We start from the raw sequence: 18423 nt of genomic DNA on the forward strand, positions 1-18423 counted from the left end.
CTGACGGTTGGTCAGCTAACTTCTGCGCATGACGGATGCGCTGGGTGCGACGGGCGAGTCGGCCGGGGTCGACGGGCCGGACGAGGCGGCCGAGCCGCCCCCGACGCCCGAACGCACGTCCTGGTCGCGCCGCCGCAAGGCGCTCGTCGCGCTGATCTGTCTGCTGACCCTGTCGCTGTTCGTGGTCGGCGGGTGCGCCGTCTGGCTGTTGTACTCGCTCAACGCCAACATCAAGCGTATCGACGGGGTCTTCGACCGGGCGGCCATCCCGGCCGCGGGCCCGAGACCGCCCGGGGATCCGGCGGCCCGCGGGGCACTGAACATCCTGCTCGTGGGGATGGACGCGGCGGCGGCCGGCGCCGATCCCGAGGCGCTGCGGGGGCGGCGCAGCGACACCATGATGATCCTGCACCTGCCCGCCGGCCACGCCTCGATCTCGGCGATCTCGCTGCCGCGCGACTCGTGGGTGTCCATCCCGGGGCACGGCGAGGCCAAGCTGAACGCAGCCTTCTCCTGGGGCGGGCCGGCGCTCCTCGTGGCCACCGTCGAGAACCTGACGGGCGTCCGGATCGACCACTACGCCGCGGTGGACTTCGCCGGCTTCAAGGGCATGGTCGACGCGCTCGGCGGAGTGACGGTGGACGCCGACAAGGGTCGGACGAAGCTGGACGGCACCAAGGCGCTCGAGTTCGTCCGGCAGCGCTACGGGCTGCCACGCGGCGACCTCGACCGGGTCGCACACCAACAACAACTGCTCGGCGCGATCGCGAAGCAGGTCACCGCGGACGGCGTCCTGGGCAGCCCGCTGCGCACGCAGAACCTGTTGCAGTCGCTGACCAGGTCGCTGACCGTGGACGACAATCTGAACCTCAAGGCGCTGCTCGATCTGGCCGCGGACCTCAAGGGCATCAACGAGAGCGACCTGGCCTTCCGCACCGCCCCCGTCGCCGGTTTCGACACCCGCGGCGGCGGCCAGAGCGTGGTCCTCCTCGACGACAAACGCTGCACGGAACTGTTCGCCGCGGTCCGCGCCGACATCCCTTGGCCGACCCCGGCCCCGGGCGAACTCTGGCGACCGTGAGAGGTGGAGACGGAGGCAGGAGGGGGCGAGCGGGGCAGCGGGTGCGGTGTGGTCGGGTCGGGTCGGGGGTGAGGATGTCGCCACTGCGCAGGACATCCTGGGCGCATGGGGTTGTCGGCGCAGGCGGTGAACGGCCGCGCAGGCGGCGTCGGGCCGAGGACTTGGACTTTGTGGAAGGCGGGACACGTACGGCGTCATCGGTGCGGTCGGTGCAGGACGTCTCGCCGGCATGACGGGCCACGCGGGCCGGGCGGGCGAGTCGGGCCGCGTCGAGCCGTGGCTCGTGGCTCGTGGCTCGTGTCTCACGGCTCACTGCTCACGCGGAACGCCCGTGTGTCGCAGGCGGTGGTCAGCGCAGGCGGTGCAGGGCTCTGCGGGCCGCTCGGGCCACGTCGGGGTCGGGGTGGGTGGATTCGGCGAAGCGCAGGACGTCCTCGGCGCAGGGGTGGCCCATGGTCGCAAGCTCCCCGAAGACCACGTCGGCGCCCGGGCCCTGATTGCCCGTCACCTCGGTGAGCAGGCCCAGTACGGCCGCCTCGTGTCGGCCCGACAGCGCCGCGGCGGCGTTGTCGGCGGTGAGCCAGGCCAGCGTGCGCAGCGTCGCGGGCGGTACATCGCGGTCATGGGTGAGCCGCCAATTCCACACGTGCGGGGCCAGCGTGGGGTCGGCGCCGGCCTCGTCGAGGGCCTGTTCGACGGCGGCCTCGGGCAGGTCCGCGTCACCCACGTGAGCGAAGAGCATGAGCCGTTCGGTGGGCCCCGCCGCGCCCGCCACCGCACACAGCTCGGACAACGCGCCGGCGACCGGGCGGCAGGCGATCCAACTCGCGAAGGTACGCGTCGCGATCGGTCGCGGCCACGCCCCCATCGCGCTCAACAGCCGCGCGCCCGACGCCGCGGTGTAGTCGTCGACGGTGGCGACCGGCAGCCCCTGCTCGCGAAACATCCGATGGACGAGGGTGCCGCCCAGGCCGGTCAACGTGATGCCCTCGGCGGTGCGCCGTACGACGCCGAGCGCGGCCAGCCGATCCGCGAGCAGGATCACCCCGGCGCGAACCCGAATCAGCAACTCCGCGGGCGTCGGCTCGGCCGGCCAGGACGGGGACAGGGACGGGGACGACGGTGGGAACGGCGCGCCCGGGGTGGCGGGATCGCACAGCCGGCCCATCTCCCGCACCAGGTTCGGCGCGTCCAGGATCCGCCCCAGCGCGAACGCCTCGTCCTCGACGGGCGGCTCGGCCGGCAGCGCGCGGACCACGTGGTCGAGGTCACGACGCACCGCCAAGCCGACGAACAGGGACACCGGTAGTGGGCCGCCGAGTTGGACCAGGCCGGTGAACAGCGACGCGGCGAGCCCCTCGGGGACGTCCCACCGCTCGTTGTGCACCTCACCGAACGTCGCGTTGTCCTCGGCCACCACCACCATCGCGCGAGCGGCGAGCGCGATCAACTCGGCGTCGCCGCCCTCGCGCCACACTCGCAGGCCGTCCGCGACGTACACCTTGCCGCCGGCGAGCGCCAGGAACCCGGTGCCCAGGGCGAGCGTCCAACGCCGATGCAACGCGTGTTCGTCCCGGGCGGTGCGCGGCGGGCCCGCCACCCGCGGCGGCTGCACGGGCAGGCCCAGGTCGGCGATGACCCGACGTGCGACATCGGTCGCCGGCACCCCCTCGTGGGTGATCGGCAACGGCCCGTGCGCCTCGACGTACTCCGCGAGCGCGGCGGCCTGCGCGAGCAGCGGCGACATCCGCGCGGCCAACGCGCACTCGGCCCGGGGCGGCACGTACAGCGGCGGCAACGCCGGCTCGGTCGGGCCGCCCGGTCCGCTGAGCGGGGCGGGCACGCCGAGTTCGAGAAAGCGCGTGCGCAGCCCGTACAGCCCCAGCGGGGTCAGCCGCACGGCCATGAACGGTGCCCCACCACCCACCAGTTCGCGAATCTCCAACATCCCGAACGCCCGCAGGTCGTCCATCTGATGAGCCAGCGTCAGACCGGTGAACAGCGCCGGGTCGGCGACCGAGGGCGACCGCGGACGCCCGTCGGGCGTATAGGAGAGCAGTTCGAACAGTCCGCCCATCGGCACCCACCGACCCGCGTGGTCGTACAACTCGCGCAGCAACTCGCGAATGACATCACCTCCACGCAGCACATGCGCGGCCCGACGCACCGCGGGCCGCCCGGTGGCCTCGCCCGCCGCGACGCCCTCCCACAGGCTCGACCACACCTGCAACACGTCGCACGGACGCCCGACCGCCAGTGCCCTGGCGAGCGCGCCCGCGGTCGCGACCGTACGCCCGACCTCGATCAGCCCCGCCGTACACGCGATCGACCACACGTGATGCAACGGCTCCACGTCACGCGCACTGCGAACGCCCGCGACCGGCTCCTCGATGCCGAGCACCAGCGCCGCCTCCGCCGCGGGGGCCAACCTCAGGACACCGGTCGCGGTGACCGGGCGCCCGCGACCGACCCAACGAGCGAGGGTGAGCGCGGCGGCGAACGAGGGCGCGGTCGACGCGGCGCGAGCCAACTCGCGCTCGTCCGGCAGCCGTACCGCCGGCAACGCCCGCCCCCGTCCGGCGCCGGTCGCGTAGCCCGCCACGAACAGCTTCTTCGCCGATCCCCAGCAGGTCGCGTCCGCCATCCGAGCCGGCAGTTCGTCCTCGTGCCGGTCCAGCACCGCCGACAGCGGGTCGAGCCGATCGGTGTCCTGGTGCAGCGAGCCGCGTTCCCGCAGGAACTCCAGGAACAGCCGCAGCGCGGGCACCACCAGTACCACCGTGTCGTCGCGAGGCAGCGCGACGTGCGCGGGCACGAGGGTCTCGAGCAGCGTATTCAGGTCGCCGGCCCGCCAACGCGTGTGGTCGTCCAGTCGCAGGCACGCCACGCGCAGATCGAGCAACGTGCCGAGGACATCGATCATCCGCTCGGCGTCCCGGGCGGAACGCCCCGCCCGCGCGAGCCACGTTCCGAAGTCGGCCACGATGCCGCAGGAATCGGGAGATAGCGCCACGTCGCAGAGCGTAGTAACCGCGACAACCACTTCGCATGGATTTCGGACAATCCATGCGAACCCCCAAACAGCCCCCTCCCACACCCACAGGGCCGCCCCCAACCACCGGCACCGGCACCCGCACCCGCACCCGCACCCGCACCCGCACCCGCACCCGCACCCGCAAGGCAACGCCCGCGCGCCCGCGCCCGCAACCATCCGCCCGACAAACCAGCACCGAGCCGCCCGCACGCGCACCCACCATCGCCTGCGCCCGCGCCCGCCGGCTCCAACCGCATCAACCGCATCACCCGCACCGTTTCCACCACCACCCGCCGACCCCCTCGCACGCAATCCGCCGGCCGGTGATGTCCGCCACTCCTACTGACTGACCGTCAGGTGGCGTGCGGGCCCGCGTTACCACCGACGCGCCAGGGTCGAAAAAGACAGCCGTCTCCCTTCAAGTGACGGGTCGTCAGGTGGCATGGTGACCCCAGCGCAGAACCCGCCCACGACGGCGGCCCCGCGCCGAGGCGACTACGTACGCGATCCACAGTGAGGTGCCCCCGTGCCGCTCGACCCTTCCGCCGCCCTGCTCACCGATCGCGTCGCCGTGGTCACCGGCGCCGCCCGGGGAATCGGCGCGGCGACGGCCGTCGCACTCGCCAGGTTCGGCGCGGACGTCGCCGTCTGCGACCGCGAGCCCGTCGGCCTACAGGAGACCGCCAAGGCGATCGAGGCCACCGGACGGCGCGCGTTCGCCGCCGAGTTGGACGTCCGCGACGGCGACGGCGTCGAGCGCTTCCTCCACGAGGCGCACACCACACTCGGCCCACTGGACATCCTGGTCAACAACGCCGGCGGTGGATTCTGGTCGCCGTTCCTGGACATCCGCCCCAAGGGCCAGACCGCACTGGTCGACGAGAACTTCACCTCCGTCACACACGTGATCCGGCACGGCGCCCCGCTCATGCGCGATGGCGGGTCGATCGTCAACGTCACCAGCATCGAGGCGTTCCGCGCCGCGCCCGGCTTCGCGGTGTACGCCGCGATGAAGGCCGCCGTCGAGCAACTCACCAGGTCGCTCGCACTCGAACTCTCGCACCGTCGCATCCGGGTCAACTGCGTCGCCCCCGACGCGATCCCCACCCCCGGCGACGCCGGCCTCGCGGAGGCCTTCGAGACCGACGAGGGCGCCTACGACTACGCCGCCAAGGTGCCCCTCGGCCTGGGCGACACCGACGACTGCGCCGCCCCGATCGTGTTCCTCGCGGGCGACCTCGCCCGCTTCGTCACGGGCACGACCCTGCACGTCGACGGCGGCACCATGGCCGCCTCCGGCTGGGTCCGCCGCCCCGACGGCACCTTCACCCCCTGAACCACGACCACCCCCGCGACCACCACTCGCGACCGCCCCCGCCGGCGACCCCGCCCGCAAGCCCCGTCCCGGAGCACCCGACCGGCCGTCCCGCCCCGACCGGACCGGACCTGTCCAGACCTGACCGCGGAACTGGGAGCGCAATGGAATTCGGCACGAGATGGCCGCCCGGATGGGCCCGGGCGTACTCGGCTTCTCCATCGGCCACCCGGCGCGCGCCGAGCGACTCGTGTCCGGCTGCAAGCGCGAGATCCGCAACGCCGAGCCGATCGCCGACTTCGTCGACGACAACGTGCTCGCGGTCGGCACCGGCTTCGTCGCCGACACCCCGCGAGCGGGCGATCGCCAACGCGGTCGCGGCCCGGCCGATGTATCCGACCCGCAACGTCTACCGCCACCACGACACCTTCCCGCACCCCGAGGGCATCCCCTGCCGGCCCGAATTGATCCCCGACCTGACCCCCGAGCCGGTCGAATTCGCCGCCGACGCGGGCGCGTCGATCTGCGGCGATCCGGACGGCGTCCCGGCCGCGGTCCGCGCCGACGAGTCGGTCGGCGTCGACCGGCTCGTCCTCGACCCGGGCTGCGACGACCGCGCGAACACGCTCAAGACCATCGAGCTGTTCGGCAAGCACGTCGTCCCCAGGTTCGACACGGATCCGGAACACCGCACCACCCGATTCCGCCACCGGACCTGACCACCACGTCCCGACCGAGCCCACCCCCATACCCACGTCCGTCCCCCACACGTGTCGTCGCACGACCCGAAAGGCAGTCATGAGCTTCGTGGAATATCCGATCAGGGTGGGCAGCATGCTGTTCACCGCCGTGGACCCCGAGCGCGGCCACGAGGTGAGCTACAACCGCTGGTACGAGCGCGACCACTACTACGCCGGCTGCATGATCGGACCCGGCCTGCTCGCGGGCAGCCGGTGGGTGGCCACCGCCGACCTCAAGGCGCTGCGCTTCCCGGCCGACAGCGACGTGGTCCCCAGCATCGACGCGGGCTCCTACGTCGCGATCTACTGGATCAACGACGGCCAGTTCGACGAGTGGAACGCGTGGGCGGTCGACCAGGTCAACTGGCTCTACGGCAACGACCGCGGCTTCCGACACCGGATCCACGCGCACACCGGGATGTACCTGCACGACCGTCGCTGGTACCGCGACCAGGACCCGGTCCCGCTGGAACTCGCCCTCGACCGCAACTACCAGGGCCTGGTCTCGCTCACCGTGCAGCGCGCCGAAGGCACCTCGCAGCAGGATCTGGAGCAGTGGTTCTCCGCCCACGTGCCGGACTTCCTCGCCGGCTCGCCGATCGCCTCGGTCGCCGCGTGGACCGCGGTCCCGCTCAAGGACGACGCCCCCGCGTTCGTACCGCGCGACCCCAACGCCGCCACCCGCAGCATGCAGCTCTACTTCCTCGAGGGCGACCCGCGCGCGAGCTGGCCCGCCTTCGCGGAGTGGGCCCGGCGCATCGACGCCTCCGGCATCGGCAAGGTGACCTACTGCGCCCCGTGGATCCCCACGGTGGTCGGCACCGACACCTACACCGACCGGCTCTGGACCTGACCCCCGAGAACCCAGCCGCCGCCGGAGGCCGTGGTCGACCCACGACCTCCGGCACGTTCACCACTCACCACTAACCACTCACGACTAACCACTCACTGCAACCGACTGTGCCGGCGCCCATAGAAGAAGTAGACCGCGAAGCCGACCACCATCCACACCAGAAACCGCAGCCACGTCTCACTGCTCAGATTGAGCATCAACCACAACGTGGCCAGCATCGACAGGATCGGCAGCCACGGCACGAACGGCACCCGGAACGCGCGCGGCAGGTCGGGCCTGGTCCGGCGCAGGATCAGTACGCTCGCCGCGACCACCATGAACGCGAACAGCGTGCCGATGTTGACCATCACGTCGATCTCGTGGATCGGGGTGAACCCGGCGATCGCCGCGACCACCACCGCGATCAGCATCGTGCTCACGTGCGGCGTGCCGTACTTGGGGTGCACCTTCGCGAACAACGGCGGCAACAGCCCGTCCCGACTCATCGCGAAGAAGACCCGGCTCTGCCCCATCATCAAGATCATGCACACGGTGGTCAGCCCGGCCACCGCACCGACGCTGATCACCGTCGCGATCCAGCCCTTGCCCACCGACCGGAACGCCTCCGCCAACGGCGCCGCGGACGACAACATGTCGTAGCGCTGCATGCCCACCACGACCAGCGACACCGACACGTACAGGATCGTGCAGATCACCAGCGAGCCCAGGATCCCGATCGGCATGTCGCGCTGCGGCTTGCGCGTCTCCTCGGCGGCGGTGGCGACCACGTCGAATCCGATGTACGCGAAGAACACCAGGGCCGCGCCGGAAAAGATCCCCATCACGCCGTAGATCTGCGGCTGGAACCCGAACAGGGTCTGCACGAGCGGCGCCTTGAGCCCACCCTCACCGGCCCTCGGCGGCTGCGGATCGGGCACGAACGGCGTGTAGTTGCCGGTCTTGACGAAGAACAGCCCGGCAAAGATCACCAGCAGCACGATCGTGATCTTGATGGTGACCATGACCAGGTTGAACCGCGCCGAGAGCTTGACGCCGAACACCAGGATCACCGCGACCGCGAACACCAGGAGCAGCGCGGGCAGATTGACCTTGCCCCCGTCCCCGGGCGCGGCCCGGATCGCCTGCGGGAGGTCGATGTTCGCCTGCGAGAGCAGCGAGGTCAGATAACCCGACCAGCCGATCGAGACCACCCCGACGCCGAGCGCGAGTTCGAGAATCAGGTCCCAGCCGATGATCCACGCGGGCAGTTCGCCGAGCGTGGTGTACGAGAACGTGTACGCGGAACCGGCCACCGGGACCGTGGAGGCGAACTCGGCGTAGCACAGCGCGGCGAGCCCGCAGACGAACCCCGCCAACACGAACGACAGCGCGACGGCCGGACCCGCGTAGTCCTTCGCGGCTGTACCGGTCAGTACGAAGATGCCGGTGCCGACCACCACGCCGACCCCGAAGACCATCAGGTCCAGCGCGGACAACTCCCGGCGCAGACCGTGCCCTTCGGGGACATCGGTGTCCTGGATGGACTGCTCGATGTTCTTGGTGCGAAACAACGTGTTGGCCATGGCAGCACCTCCTGGTGGCGGAGACCGTTGCCATGATCGAGGCGCGCGCTACCGGCTGCGGGTGACCGGTCCTCGGCGCGTAAGGGTGATCTTCGAACCCGCCGCCGATGACCCCGGAAGCCGAACCCTCCCGCGCCTCCCACTACTTCCCCGACTTCCACAAAAACGGCAACGATCTCGGGGTGCGGAACGAAAAGCCGTGGCTTCCCGCCCCGCACCCCGAGATCGTGGTGGTGCGCGGACCCGTCGGGCCCTGGGTCAGGCCGTCGTCTCGTGCTGCTCGGCGGGCGCGTCCGCGGTCTTGGAGGCCATCTCCTCGACCACCTGACGCGAGATGTCCTGTGCGTTCAGGCCGATCCGGGCCAGCACCTCCGGACGCTCGGCGTGGTCGAGGAACTCCTGCGGAATGCCGAAGTCGCGCAACGGCACATCCACCCGCGCGTCCCGCAGCGACTGCGCGATCGCCGCACCGACGCCACCGGCGCGCCCGTTGTCCTCGATCGTGACCACGAGCCGATGCCGGGCCGCGAGCGGCGCGAGCCCGGCCGGTACGGGCTTGACCCAGCGCGGGTCGACCACGGTCGCCGCGATGCCCTGGTCGGCGAGCCGGTCGGCCACCTCGATGCCGATCTCGGCCATCTGCCCGACGGTGACGATCAGCACGTCGCCGCGCTCACCGCCGCCGTTGCGCTCGGGGCCGGTGCGGCGCAGCACGTCCATCCCGTCGATCCGGCCGATCGCGTCGATGTCGGGACCGACCACGCCCTTGCCGAAGCGCACCACGGTAGGCGCGTCGTCGACCTCCATCGCCTCGCGCAGCTGCGCCCGCACCTGCGTCGCGTCCCGCGGCGCGGCGAGCCGCAGGCCCGGCACGACCTGGAGGATCGACATGTCCCACATGCCGTTGTGGCTGGCCCCGTCCGACCCGGTCACCCCGGCTCGGTCGAGCACGAAGGTCACCCCGCACCCGTGCAGCGCGACGTCCATCAACACTTGGTCGAAGGCGCGGTTGAGGAAGGTCGCATACACCGCGACGACCGGGTGCAGCCCGCCGGTGGCCAGGCCCGCCGCCGAGGTCACCGCGTGCTGCTCGGCGATCCCGACGTCGAACACCCGGTCCGGGTGCTTGGCGGCGAACTTGTGCAGCCCCACGGGGATCAGCATCGCGGCGGTGATGCCCACGACGTCGTCCCGCTCGTCGGCGATGGCGACCATCTCGTCGGCGAACACCGACGTCCACGACGCGCCCGACTTCTTCACCGGCAGACCGGTCTCGGGGTTGATCACGCCGACCGAGTGGAACTGGTCGGCCGCGTCGTTGACCGCGTGCGCGTAGCCCTTGCCCTTCTGGGTGAGCGCATGCACGATCACCGGCCCGCCGAAGCCGCGGGCGCGGCGCAGCGCGTTCTCCACCGCCTCGATGTCGTGACCGTCGATCGGACCGATGTACTTCAGCCCGAGGTCCTCGAACAGGCCCTGCGGCGCGACCGCGTCCTTGAGACCCTTCTTGGCGCCGTGCAGCATGTCGTAGACCGGGCCGCCGACCACCGGGGTGCGGCCCAGGACACCCTTGCCCCACTCCAGGAACCGCTCGTAGCCGCGCGTGGTGCGCAGTGTGGCGAGGTGGTCGGCGAGGCCGCCCTGGGTCGGACCGTACGAGCGCTCGTTGTCGTTGACCACGATGATCACCGGGCGGTCCTTGGCCGCCGCGATGTTGTTCAGTGCCTCCCAGGCCATGCCACCGGTCAGCGCTCCGTCGCCGATCACCGCGACCACGTGCCGATCGTTTTGGCCGCGCACCTGGTGCGCCTTGGCCAGGCCGTCGGCCCAGGACAACACCGTGGAGGCGTGCGAGTTCTCGATCACGTCGTGCTCGGACTCGGCCCGGCTGGGGTAGCCGGACAGGCCGCCGGCCTGGCGCAGCCGGTCGAAGCCGTCCTTGCGACCGGTCACGATCTTGTGCACATAGCTCTGGTGCCCGGTGTCGAAGAGGATCTTGTCGCGCGGCGACTCGAACACCCGGTGCATCGCGATCGTCAGCTCGACCACACCCAGGTTGGGACCCAGGTGACCACCGGTCTTGGAGACGGACTCCACCAGGAAGGTGCGGATCTCGTCCGCGAGCCGCGCGAGCTGCTCGGGCGAGAGGGCTTTGAGATCACGGGGTCCTCGAATGCTGTCCAGCAGGGCCACCCGTTCCTCCTTCGTCGGATCCGTCACCGCCCCCACGGGTCTGCGTGCAGGAGAGGCGTCCATCGAGTCTAGACGTGGCGGTGCCGGCGGATGGTTCGCATCGGGGTACAGCGATGGGCCATCCGTGCCGAACACGTCACGTCGCGGCGCCGGCGACCTGGGGTTCGGGCGCACGTTCGACGGCGAAGGGGGCCATCTCGCTCATCACCATCGCCATCGCGCCGAGCACCTCGGCGCGCTCGCCGAGCGACCCGGTGACCACCGACAACCGGCGCGAGGCGCTGGGGATGGCGTAGCGCCCGACCGACTCGACGATCGGCGCGATCAACAGGTCGCCGGCGCCGGCGAGGTCGCCGCCGAGGATGATCCGTTGCGGATTGAGCAGGTTCGTCAGGCTCGCCACGCCCACTCCGACATGCCGGCCGGCGTCCGCGACCACCCGCCGGCAGCCCGCGTCGCCGGCCTTGGCGAGCTCGATCATCCGCTGGATGGTCAGGTCCGGGCCGTGGCTGCCGCGCAGCAGGTCGAGCAGATAGGAGGCGTTGGTGAAGGTCTCCAGGCAGCCCCGGTTGCCGCATCGGCACACCGGCCCGGATTCGTCCAGCGTTATGTGACCTATCTCGCCCGCGGTGCCGCCGGGACCGCGGTAGAGCCGGCCGCCGATCACCAGTCCGGCGCCGACACCGCCGGAGACCTTGAGGTAGGCCATCTCGGTACAGCCCACGCCCGCGCCCCACACCAGTTCGCCCAGTGCGCCGAGGTTGGCGTCATTGTCGACCAGGACCGGCAGGCCCAGCCGCTCCCCCATCTCCTCGCGTGGGTGACAGCCCACCCAGCCCGGCAGGATCGTGGTCGAGCCGAGCGCGCCGGTGTCGATGTCGATCGGGCCGGGCACGCCGAGCCCGACGCCGGTGACCTCGCCGCGCACCGCGCCGGCGCGCTCCAGGAGCACCCCGAGCAGGCGGTCGGCGAGCGCGAAGCCCTCGTCGGCGGAGGAGTCGACGTCGATCGGGACGTGCTCCTCGGCGAGCACCCGGTGTGCGAAGTCGCCGATCGCGACCCGCAGGTGGCGGTGGCCGAAGTCGATGCCGACGACCACGCCCGACGCGCGGCTGAGCGAGACGTTGCGGGCCCGCCGGCCGCCGGCGGACGTGGGGGTCACCTCGACCATGTCGAGGGCCTTCAACTCCCGTACGATGTTCGACACCGTGGCCGCGGACAGACCGGTGCTCCTGGCGATGTCGGCCTGGGTGAGCGCCCCGGCCATGCGGACCGCGTGCAGAACCCGATCGAGGTTGGCCCGGTGCAGCGAGGACTGGGACCCGGACGAGTGCGACCCCGGCGACTGGGCCTCCGGGAAGTGGGCCCCGGTCATGCCGTCGGACATCTGCGATCCCCTCGCCGCGGTGCATCTGACGCACTGGTCGTGTACAAGTTCTGAACTCTATTGCGCCCCTCGCCCGCACAGAAGAGTCAAACCTGAACACGGCGTCACGATCGGGCCGCTATTCGGCGCTCGGCGAACGCCCGACGCGTGGAACGTTACGAACACCCCTTTCGCCCCGGCCGAGAGCCGCCCGACGACCGGTCGCCGGAGCCGCCCTCGACATGGCGCGCGTCACATGCGGGGCTCCCAGCGCTCGCCCGCCAATGCCTCCGCGACCAGCCGGACCGCACGCTCGGTGGCCGCCGCGCGCGAGCCCTCGTACTCGTACATCCGCAACGTCTCCTCCAGGGCCCGGCCGGTCACCGCCTCCTCGAGGTCGACGCGCGCGGTGCCGTAGCCGTGCCGGGCGGCGGCAAGTGCCGCGGCCACGTGCCGGCGGGCCATCCGGGCCAGGATCACCGGGTATCTGCGCAGTACGTCGTGGCTTCGATATCCGGGCGGGCACAGGTCGTACAGCCAGGCGGCGGCGGAGTGCTCCCAGCCCGGCGCACCGGGTGGCCGGACACCTCGCGGCCAGTCCGCGGGCGCGATTCCGTCCTGCCCGCGCGGCTTGGTATCGGTCCCGTTTCCGGCCGGCGCAAGGGCGAAGCGGCCCGGCTGTTCCCAGGCCGGGGTGTCGCGATCGCCATTGCCGTACATATGTTCGATTATGCGCGGTGTTCGACCACCCTCGCACGCGTGGATCATGGAGGAGTGTCCCCCGTACTCGCGTTCGACCGCACCCGCCGCGACCCGCACTCGCACCCGCACTCGCCGGCTGTGTTCGACGCCTGATTCGAGGCCTGCTCGACGCTTGTCCCGCTGCTCGTTCCGACGCTCGTACGACCCCTCAGGAGGACCCGTGATTCAGGCCGCCCGCACCGGCGACGAGGCCGCGTTCGCCCACATACCGCTGGTCGGCGTGTGGCGGAACGGCTTCCTGGAATCGGTACACCACGGCAGCGCGGTGCTGACGGGTACCGACGGCTCGGTGGTCGAGGGGCACGGCGCGGTGGACGCGCCGATCTTCCCGCGCTCGGCCAACAAGCCCTTCCAGGGCCTCGCGATGGTGCGCAACGGCCTCGACCTGGAGGGCGAACTGCTCGCCCTGGCGTGCGCGAGCCACTCCGGTGAGGCGTTCCATCTGGAGGGGACCCGGCGCATCCTGGCCCTGGCGGGGCTGTCGGAGAGCGCGCTGCGGTGCGTGGCGGACCTGCCCCTCGGCGCGGCGCAGCGGGACGCGTGGCTGGCGGCCGGCAAGGGGCCCGAGCGGATCGCGATGAACTGCTCGGGCAAGCACGCCGCGATGCTGCTCACCTGCGTGCGCAACGGCTGGTCGACCGAGGACTACCTGGCGCCGGAGCACCCGTTGCAGCAGGCCGCCCGTCGGGCGGTGGAGGACGTCGCCGGCGAGCCGGTCGCGGCGGTGGGCGTGGACGGCTGCGGGGCGCCGCTGTTCGCCCTCTCGCCGGCGGGGCTCGCCCGGTCGTACGGTCGCTTCGCGGGGGCGGCCGACGGCACTCTCGAGCGGCGGATCGCGGATGCGATGCGCACCCATCCGGAGTGGGTCGCGGGCACCGGTCGCGACGTGACGAACCTGATGCGGGCGATCCCGGGACTGCTCGCCAAGGACGGCGCGGAGGCGGTGTACGCGGTGGGCCTGCCGGACGGGCGCGGGGCCGCGGTCAAGATCGCGGACGGGGCGACGCGGGCGCACATCGTCGCGATCGCGGCGCTGCTGCGACGCATGGGCGCGGACGAGAGCACCCTCGCCCCCTTCGCGCAGGCGCCGGTGTACGGCGCCGGCGAGGTGGTCGGCGCGATCCGCGCGTTCCCTCTTTTGGGTGAACCGGTGAACTAGACCTGTCGCCCACACGAGGCGACCGCGACACTGACGGTGCGGCCGGTCGGGAAACCTACCGGCCGCGCCAACTGTCCGCGCCCGTGCGCCCGCAGGTGGACGCCTGCGGGCGCACGGGCGCGGACATGCCGACACCGGCGGGCACGCAGACCGGGCCGGACCCCCGAAGGAGCCCGGCCCGGTGCGTCGACGCCGTACGGTTGCCGCCGCAGTGCGGCGAGCCGGCCTAGACGGCCTCGATCAGCCCTTGTTCACCAGCGAACGCAGCACGTACTGCATGATGCCGCCGTTGCGGTAGTAGTCCGCCTCTCCGGGGGTGTCGATGCGCACGACCGCGTCGAACTCGACGCCGGTGTCCGTGGTGACCTTGACGGTCTTGGGGGTGCGCCCCTCGTTCAGCGCGGTGATGCCCTCGAACGCGAAGGTCTCCTCGCCGGTGAGGCCCAGCGTGGCGGCGCTCTGGCCGGCCGGGAACTGGAGCGGGATGACGCCCATGCCGATCAGGTTCGAACGGTGGATGCGCTCGTAGGACTCGGCGATCACCGCGCGCACGCCCAGCAGCGAGGTGCCCTTGGCGGCCCAGTCGCGGGACGAGCCCGAGCCGTACTCCTTGCCCGCGAGCACCACCAGCGGGATGCCCGCGGCCTGGTAGTTCACCGACGCGTCGTAGATGGTCGCGACCGGGGCGTCGGCCTGCGTGAAGTCGCGCGTGAAGCCGCCCTCGGTGCCCGGCGCGATCTGGTTGCGCAGGCGGATGTTCGCGAACGTGCCGCGAATCATCACCTCGTGGTTGCCCCGGCGCGAGCCGTACGAGTTGAAGTCCTTGCGCTCGACGCCGTTCTCCGCCAGGTACTTGCCCGCAGGGCTGTCACCCTTGATCGAGCCCGCCGGCGAGATGTGGTCGGTGGTGACCGAGTCGCCGAGCTTGGCCAGCACCCGGGCGCCCGCGATGTCCACGACCGGCGCCGGCTGCATCTGCATGCCGTCGAAGTACGGGGGCTTGCGCACGTAGGTGGACTGCGGGTCCCACTCGAACGTCGCGCCCGTCGGGATCTCCAGCGACTGCCAGCGCGAGTCGCCCGTGAAGACGTCGGCGTAGCGGTCGATGAACATGTCCTGGTCGATCGAGGACGCCACCACGTCGGCGATCTCCTGGTCGCTCGGCCAGATGTCGGCGAGGTACACCGGCTTGCCCTCGGGGTCCAGGCCCAGCGGCTCGGTGGTGATGTCGATGTCCATCGACCCCGCGAGCGCGTACGCGATCACCAGCGGCGGCGAGGCCAGGTAGTTCATCTTGACGTCGGGGTTGATCCGACCCTCGAAGTTGCGGTTGCCCGAGAGCACCGACACGACCGCGAGGTCCGCGTCGTTGACCGCCTTGGAGACCTCCTCCGGCAGCGGGCCGGAGTTGCCGATGCAGGTCACGCACCCGTAGCCGACCAGCGAGAAGCCGACCTTCTCCAGGTACGGGATCAGGCCCGCCTTCTCGTAGTAGTCCATGACGACCTTGGACCCGGGCGCGAGCGTGGTCTTGACCCACGGCTTGCGACTGAGGCCCTTCTCCACGGCCTTCTTCGCGAGCAGCGCGGCGCCGAGCATGACCGAGGGGTTGGAGGTGTTGGTGCACGAGGTGATCGAGGCGATCGCGACCGCACCGTGGTCGATCTCGTACTCGACGCCGTCCTCGCCGACCACCTTGGTCGGGTTGTGCACGCGACCGTTGGAGCCGGTGGGCGCGTCCGAGGCCGGGAAGGACTCCTGGCCGGACTCGTCGCCGTTGGTGACGTAGTCCGCCAGCGCGTCGCGGAAGCGCGTCTTGGCCTCGGCCAGGACGACCCGGTCCTGCGGGCGCTTGGGGCCGGAGATGGAGGGCACCACGGTGGAGACGTCGAGCTCGATGTACTCCGAGTACTCCGGCTCGTGGTTCGGGTCGTGCCACAGACCCTGCGCCTTGGCGTAGGCCTCGACCAGCGCGAGCTGCTTCTCGTCGCGACCGGTCAGTCGCAGGTAGGTGATCGTCTCGCCGTCGATCGGGAAGATCGCGCAAGTCGAGCCGAACTCCGGCGACATGTTGCCGATGGTGGCGCGGTTGGCCAGCGGCACCGCGCCGACGCCCTCGCCGTAGAACTCGACGAACTTGCCCACCACACCGTGCTTGCGCAGCATGTCGGTGATGGTCAGCACCACGTCGGTGGCGGTGACGCCCGGCTGCGCCTTGCCGGAGAGCTTGAAGCCGACCACGCGCGGGATCAGCATGCTGACCGGCTGGCCGAGCATCGCGGCCTCGGCCTCGATGCCGCCGACGCCCCAACCGAGCACGCCCAGGCCGTTGACCATCGTGGTGTGCGAGTCGGTGCCGACACAGGTGTCCGGGTAGGCCTGCCCGCCCCGCACCATGATGGTGCGGGCCAGGTGCTCGATGTTGACCTGGTGCACGATGCCGGTGCCGGGCGGTACGACCTTGAACTCGTCGAACGCGGTCTGGCCCCAGCGCAGGAACTGGTAGCGCTCCTTGTTGCGGCCGTATTCGATGTCGGTGTTGATCTCGAACGCGTCCGGACGGTTGAACACGTCGGCGATGACCGAGTGGTCGATGACCATCTCGGCGGGCGCGAGCGGGTTGATCCGGGAGGCGTCGCCGCCGAGGGCCTTGACGGCCTCGCGCATCGTGGCGAGGTCCACGACGCACGGCACGCCGGTGAAGTCCTGCATGATCACGCGCGCCGGCGTGAACTGGATCTCCTCGCTCGGCTCCGCCTTCGCGTCCCAGCCGCCCAGGGCACGGATGTGATCGGCGGTGATGTTCGCGCCGTCCTCCGTGCGAAGCAGGTTCTCCAGCAGGACCTTCAGGCTGTAGGGAAGGCGCTTGCTGCCCTCCACCTTGTCCAGCCGGAAGATTTCGTACGACTCGTCACCCACGTTCAGGGTGGAGCGAGCGTCGAAGCTGTTCGCGGACACGACGGTCTCCCTTGATCTTGTGCGTTTCTCCCGCATCCTGCCGACACCCACCCGACGTACGCCAAGCAAGGTGACCCTAAGTAGGGATGCCGGGGTCTGCGCCCCGCAGATATCTTGATGTCAAGACAAGTCTATCCCAGGCCCCGACTCCCGCGTGCGGGTACCCGCCGCGGGCGCGCCGAAAGGTCGGCCGCGGATTCTCCCCCACGCACGCGCGTGCGCCCCTAACATGCGGGACAGCGAGTCCGGTACGGCCCACGGTGTGGGCTCGCTGTGGGTTCGCGGCGTGGCCCGGGGTATGCGCCCGGGATGTGGGCGCATCGGGCGGAATGGCGATGAGGGGGATGACGCCGTGGAGCGGATCCGGATCGGCGTATTGGGCGCGGCGCGGATCGCGCCGGCCGCGCTGGTCAAGCCCGCGCGGCTGATCCCGCAGGTGCGGGTGGCCGCGATCGCCGCCCGCGACCCGGCCCGCGCGGACGCCTTCGCCCGCCGTCAGGGCATCGCGCGCGTGCACCCGAGCTACGACGCGTTGATCGCGGACCCGGAGTTGGACGCGGTGTACATCCCGCTGCCCAACGGGCTGCACGCGCACTGGACGATCCGGGCGCTGGAAGCCGGCAAGCACGTGCTGTGCGAGAAGCCGATGGCGGCCAACGAGGCCGAGGCGCAGGCGATCGCGGACGCCGCCAAGCACGCGGGCCTGGTCGCGATGGAGGCGTTCCACTACCGCTATCACCCACTCGCCAATCGCATGCGCGAGATCCTCGACGACGGCGAACTCGGCGAGATCCGCCGGATCAGCACGTCGATGTGCTTTCCGTTGCCGCTGCTCGGCGACATCCGCTACCGCTACGACCTCGCGGGTGGGGCGCTGATGGACGCCGGGTGCTATGCCGTGCACCTGATGCGTCTGCTGGCGGGCGACGTGGAGACGGATCCGATCGAGGTGTCGCACGCGCACGCGCTGACGCTGTCCCGGGACCGGCGGGTGGACCGCGCGATGTCGGCCCGGTTGCGACTGCCCGGCGGCGCCACGGGCACCGTGCACGCCTCGATGTTGTCGCGGCGCGTACTCGACATGCACGCACACGTCGTGGGCACGCGCGGCGAGATGCGCGTGCTGAACTACCTGATGCCGCACCTGCCGCACCGGTTCACCGTGCGCACCGACAAGCACAAGCGGCGCGAGCACCTGGGCGAGGCCGCTCGGACGTCGACGTACCGCCTGCAACTCCAGGCGTTCGCGGACGCGATCCGGCTGGGCGAATCACCGCTGACGCCCGCAGCGGACGCGGTCCCGACACTGCGGATCATGGACGCGATCTACCGCGTGGCCGGATTGCCGCTGCGCGGGGAGACCCCGGCCACGCACTGAGCACGGACAGTCGGCGTACGGC

The 18423-nt window shown here is 71.1% G+C and carries 12 protein-coding genes; 6 read left to right on the forward strand and 6 right to left on the reverse strand.

The window, feature by feature from the left end; genetic code table 11:
• Window positions 1-28 precede the first annotated feature (28 nt).
• Window positions 29-1081: an LCP family protein gene (locus tag ABIA38_RS28270; RefSeq protein WP_424641678.1), complete on the forward strand. Its 1053-nt coding sequence runs from the start codon at window positions 29-31 to the stop codon at window positions 1079-1081.
• 349 nt (window positions 1082-1430) lie between these two features.
• On the opposite strand, the gene ABIA38_RS28275 is transcribed toward ABIA38_RS28270, so the two are convergent.
• The gene (locus ABIA38_RS28275) at window positions 1431-4094 is read right to left on the reverse strand and encodes a hypothetical protein (protein WP_424641679.1); all 2664 of its coding nucleotides are present in this window, start codon (window positions 4092-4094) and stop codon (window positions 1431-1433) included.
• A gap of 547 nt (window positions 4095-4641) precedes the next feature.
• Between ABIA38_RS28275 and ABIA38_RS28280 the strand changes: the two genes are divergently transcribed.
• The 3 genes from ABIA38_RS28280 to ABIA38_RS28290 all read left to right on the forward strand — a co-directional run bounded on the left by ABIA38_RS28280 (window position 4642) and on the right by ABIA38_RS28290 (window position 7023).
• Complete coding sequence (locus ABIA38_RS28280) at window positions 4642-5451, forward strand: SDR family NAD(P)-dependent oxidoreductase (RefSeq protein ID WP_424641680.1); 810 nt, start codon at window positions 4642-4644, stop codon at window positions 5449-5451.
• A gap of 368 nt (window positions 5452-5819) precedes the next feature.
• A complete protein-coding gene (locus ABIA38_RS28285; protein WP_424641681.1) occupies window positions 5820-6149 on the forward strand; it encodes a hypothetical protein in 330 nt (109 codons plus the stop codon).
• A gap of 79 nt (window positions 6150-6228) precedes the next feature.
• A complete protein-coding gene (locus ABIA38_RS28290; protein ID WP_424641682.1) occupies window positions 6229-7023 on the forward strand; it encodes a hypothetical protein in 795 nt (264 codons plus the stop codon).
• A 92-nt stretch (window positions 7024-7115) separates the two neighbouring features.
• On the opposite strand, the gene ABIA38_RS28295 is transcribed toward ABIA38_RS28290, so the two are convergent.
• The 4 genes from ABIA38_RS28295 to ABIA38_RS28310 all read right to left on the reverse strand — a co-directional run bounded on the left by ABIA38_RS28295 (window position 7116) and on the right by ABIA38_RS28310 (window position 12864).
• Entirely contained in the window at window positions 7116-8585 is a 1470-nt protein-coding gene (locus tag ABIA38_RS28295; protein WP_424641683.1) for an amino acid permease, read from the reverse strand.
• 258 nt (window positions 8586-8843) lie between these two features.
• Entirely contained in the window at window positions 8844-10778 is a 1935-nt protein-coding gene (gene dxs, locus ABIA38_RS28300) for a 1-deoxy-D-xylulose-5-phosphate synthase (protein WP_424641810.1), read from the reverse strand.
• Between the two features lie 136 nt (window positions 10779-10914).
• On the reverse strand, window positions 10915-12153 hold the full coding sequence (locus ABIA38_RS28305) for an ROK family transcriptional regulator (protein ID WP_424641811.1): 1239 nt from the start codon (window positions 12151-12153) through the stop codon (window positions 10915-10917).
• 243 nt (window positions 12154-12396) lie between these two features.
• On the reverse strand, window positions 12397-12864 hold the full coding sequence (locus tag ABIA38_RS28310; RefSeq protein ID WP_424641684.1) for a hypothetical protein: 468 nt from the start codon (window positions 12862-12864) through the stop codon (window positions 12397-12399).
• A gap of 202 nt (window positions 12865-13066) precedes the next feature.
• On the opposite strand from ABIA38_RS28310, the gene ABIA38_RS28315 reads away from it, so the two are divergent.
• Complete coding sequence (locus ABIA38_RS28315) at window positions 13067-14065, forward strand: asparaginase (RefSeq protein ID WP_424641685.1); 999 nt, start codon at window positions 13067-13069, stop codon at window positions 14063-14065.
• A 240-nt stretch (window positions 14066-14305) separates the two neighbouring features.
• Here ABIA38_RS28315 and acnA read toward each other — a convergent pair whose 3' ends face one another.
• Window positions 14306-17059 carry an aconitate hydratase AcnA gene (gene acnA, locus ABIA38_RS28320; RefSeq protein ID WP_424641686.1) on the reverse strand — a complete coding sequence of 918 codons (2754 nt, stop codon included), beginning with the start codon at window positions 17057-17059 and terminating at the stop codon, window positions 14306-14308.
• 316 nt (window positions 17060-17375) lie between these two features.
• Between acnA and ABIA38_RS28325 the strand changes: the two genes are divergently transcribed.
• Window positions 17376-18401 carry a Gfo/Idh/MocA family protein gene (locus ABIA38_RS28325; RefSeq protein ID WP_424641687.1) on the forward strand — a complete coding sequence of 342 codons (1026 nt, stop codon included), beginning with the start codon at window positions 17376-17378 and terminating at the stop codon, window positions 18399-18401.
• Window positions 18402-18423 lie beyond the last annotated feature (22 nt).

It is taken from the genome of Embleya sp. AB8, assembly GCF_049739465.1.
GTDB lineage: Bacteria > Actinomycetota > Actinomycetes > Streptomycetales > Streptomycetaceae > Embleya.

Coding starts and splice junctions, on each gene's coding strand:
- ABIA38_RS28310 (WP_424641684.1), bottom strand. CDS start 12,864: ATGTACGGCAATGGCGATCGCGACACCCCGGCCTGGGAACAGCCGGGC.
- ABIA38_RS28305 (WP_424641811.1), bottom strand. CDS start 12,153: ATGACCGGGGCCCACTTCCCGGAGGCCCAGTCGCCGGGGTCGCACTCG.
- ABIA38_RS28295 (WP_424641683.1), bottom strand. CDS start 8,585: ATGGCCAACACGTTGTTTCGCACCAAGAACATCGAGCAGTCCATCCAG.
- ABIA38_RS28285 (WP_424641681.1), top strand. CDS start 5,820: ATGTATCCGACCCGCAACGTCTACCGCCACCACGACACCTTCCCGCAC.
- ABIA38_RS28270 (WP_424641678.1), top strand. CDS start 29: ATGACGGATGCGCTGGGTGCGACGGGCGAGTCGGCCGGGGTCGACGGG.
- acnA (WP_424641686.1), bottom strand. CDS start 17,059: ATGCGGGAGAAACGCACAAGATCAAGGGAGACCGTCGTGTCCGCGAAC.
- ABIA38_RS28290 (WP_424641682.1), top strand. CDS start 6,229: ATGAGCTTCGTGGAATATCCGATCAGGGTGGGCAGCATGCTGTTCACC.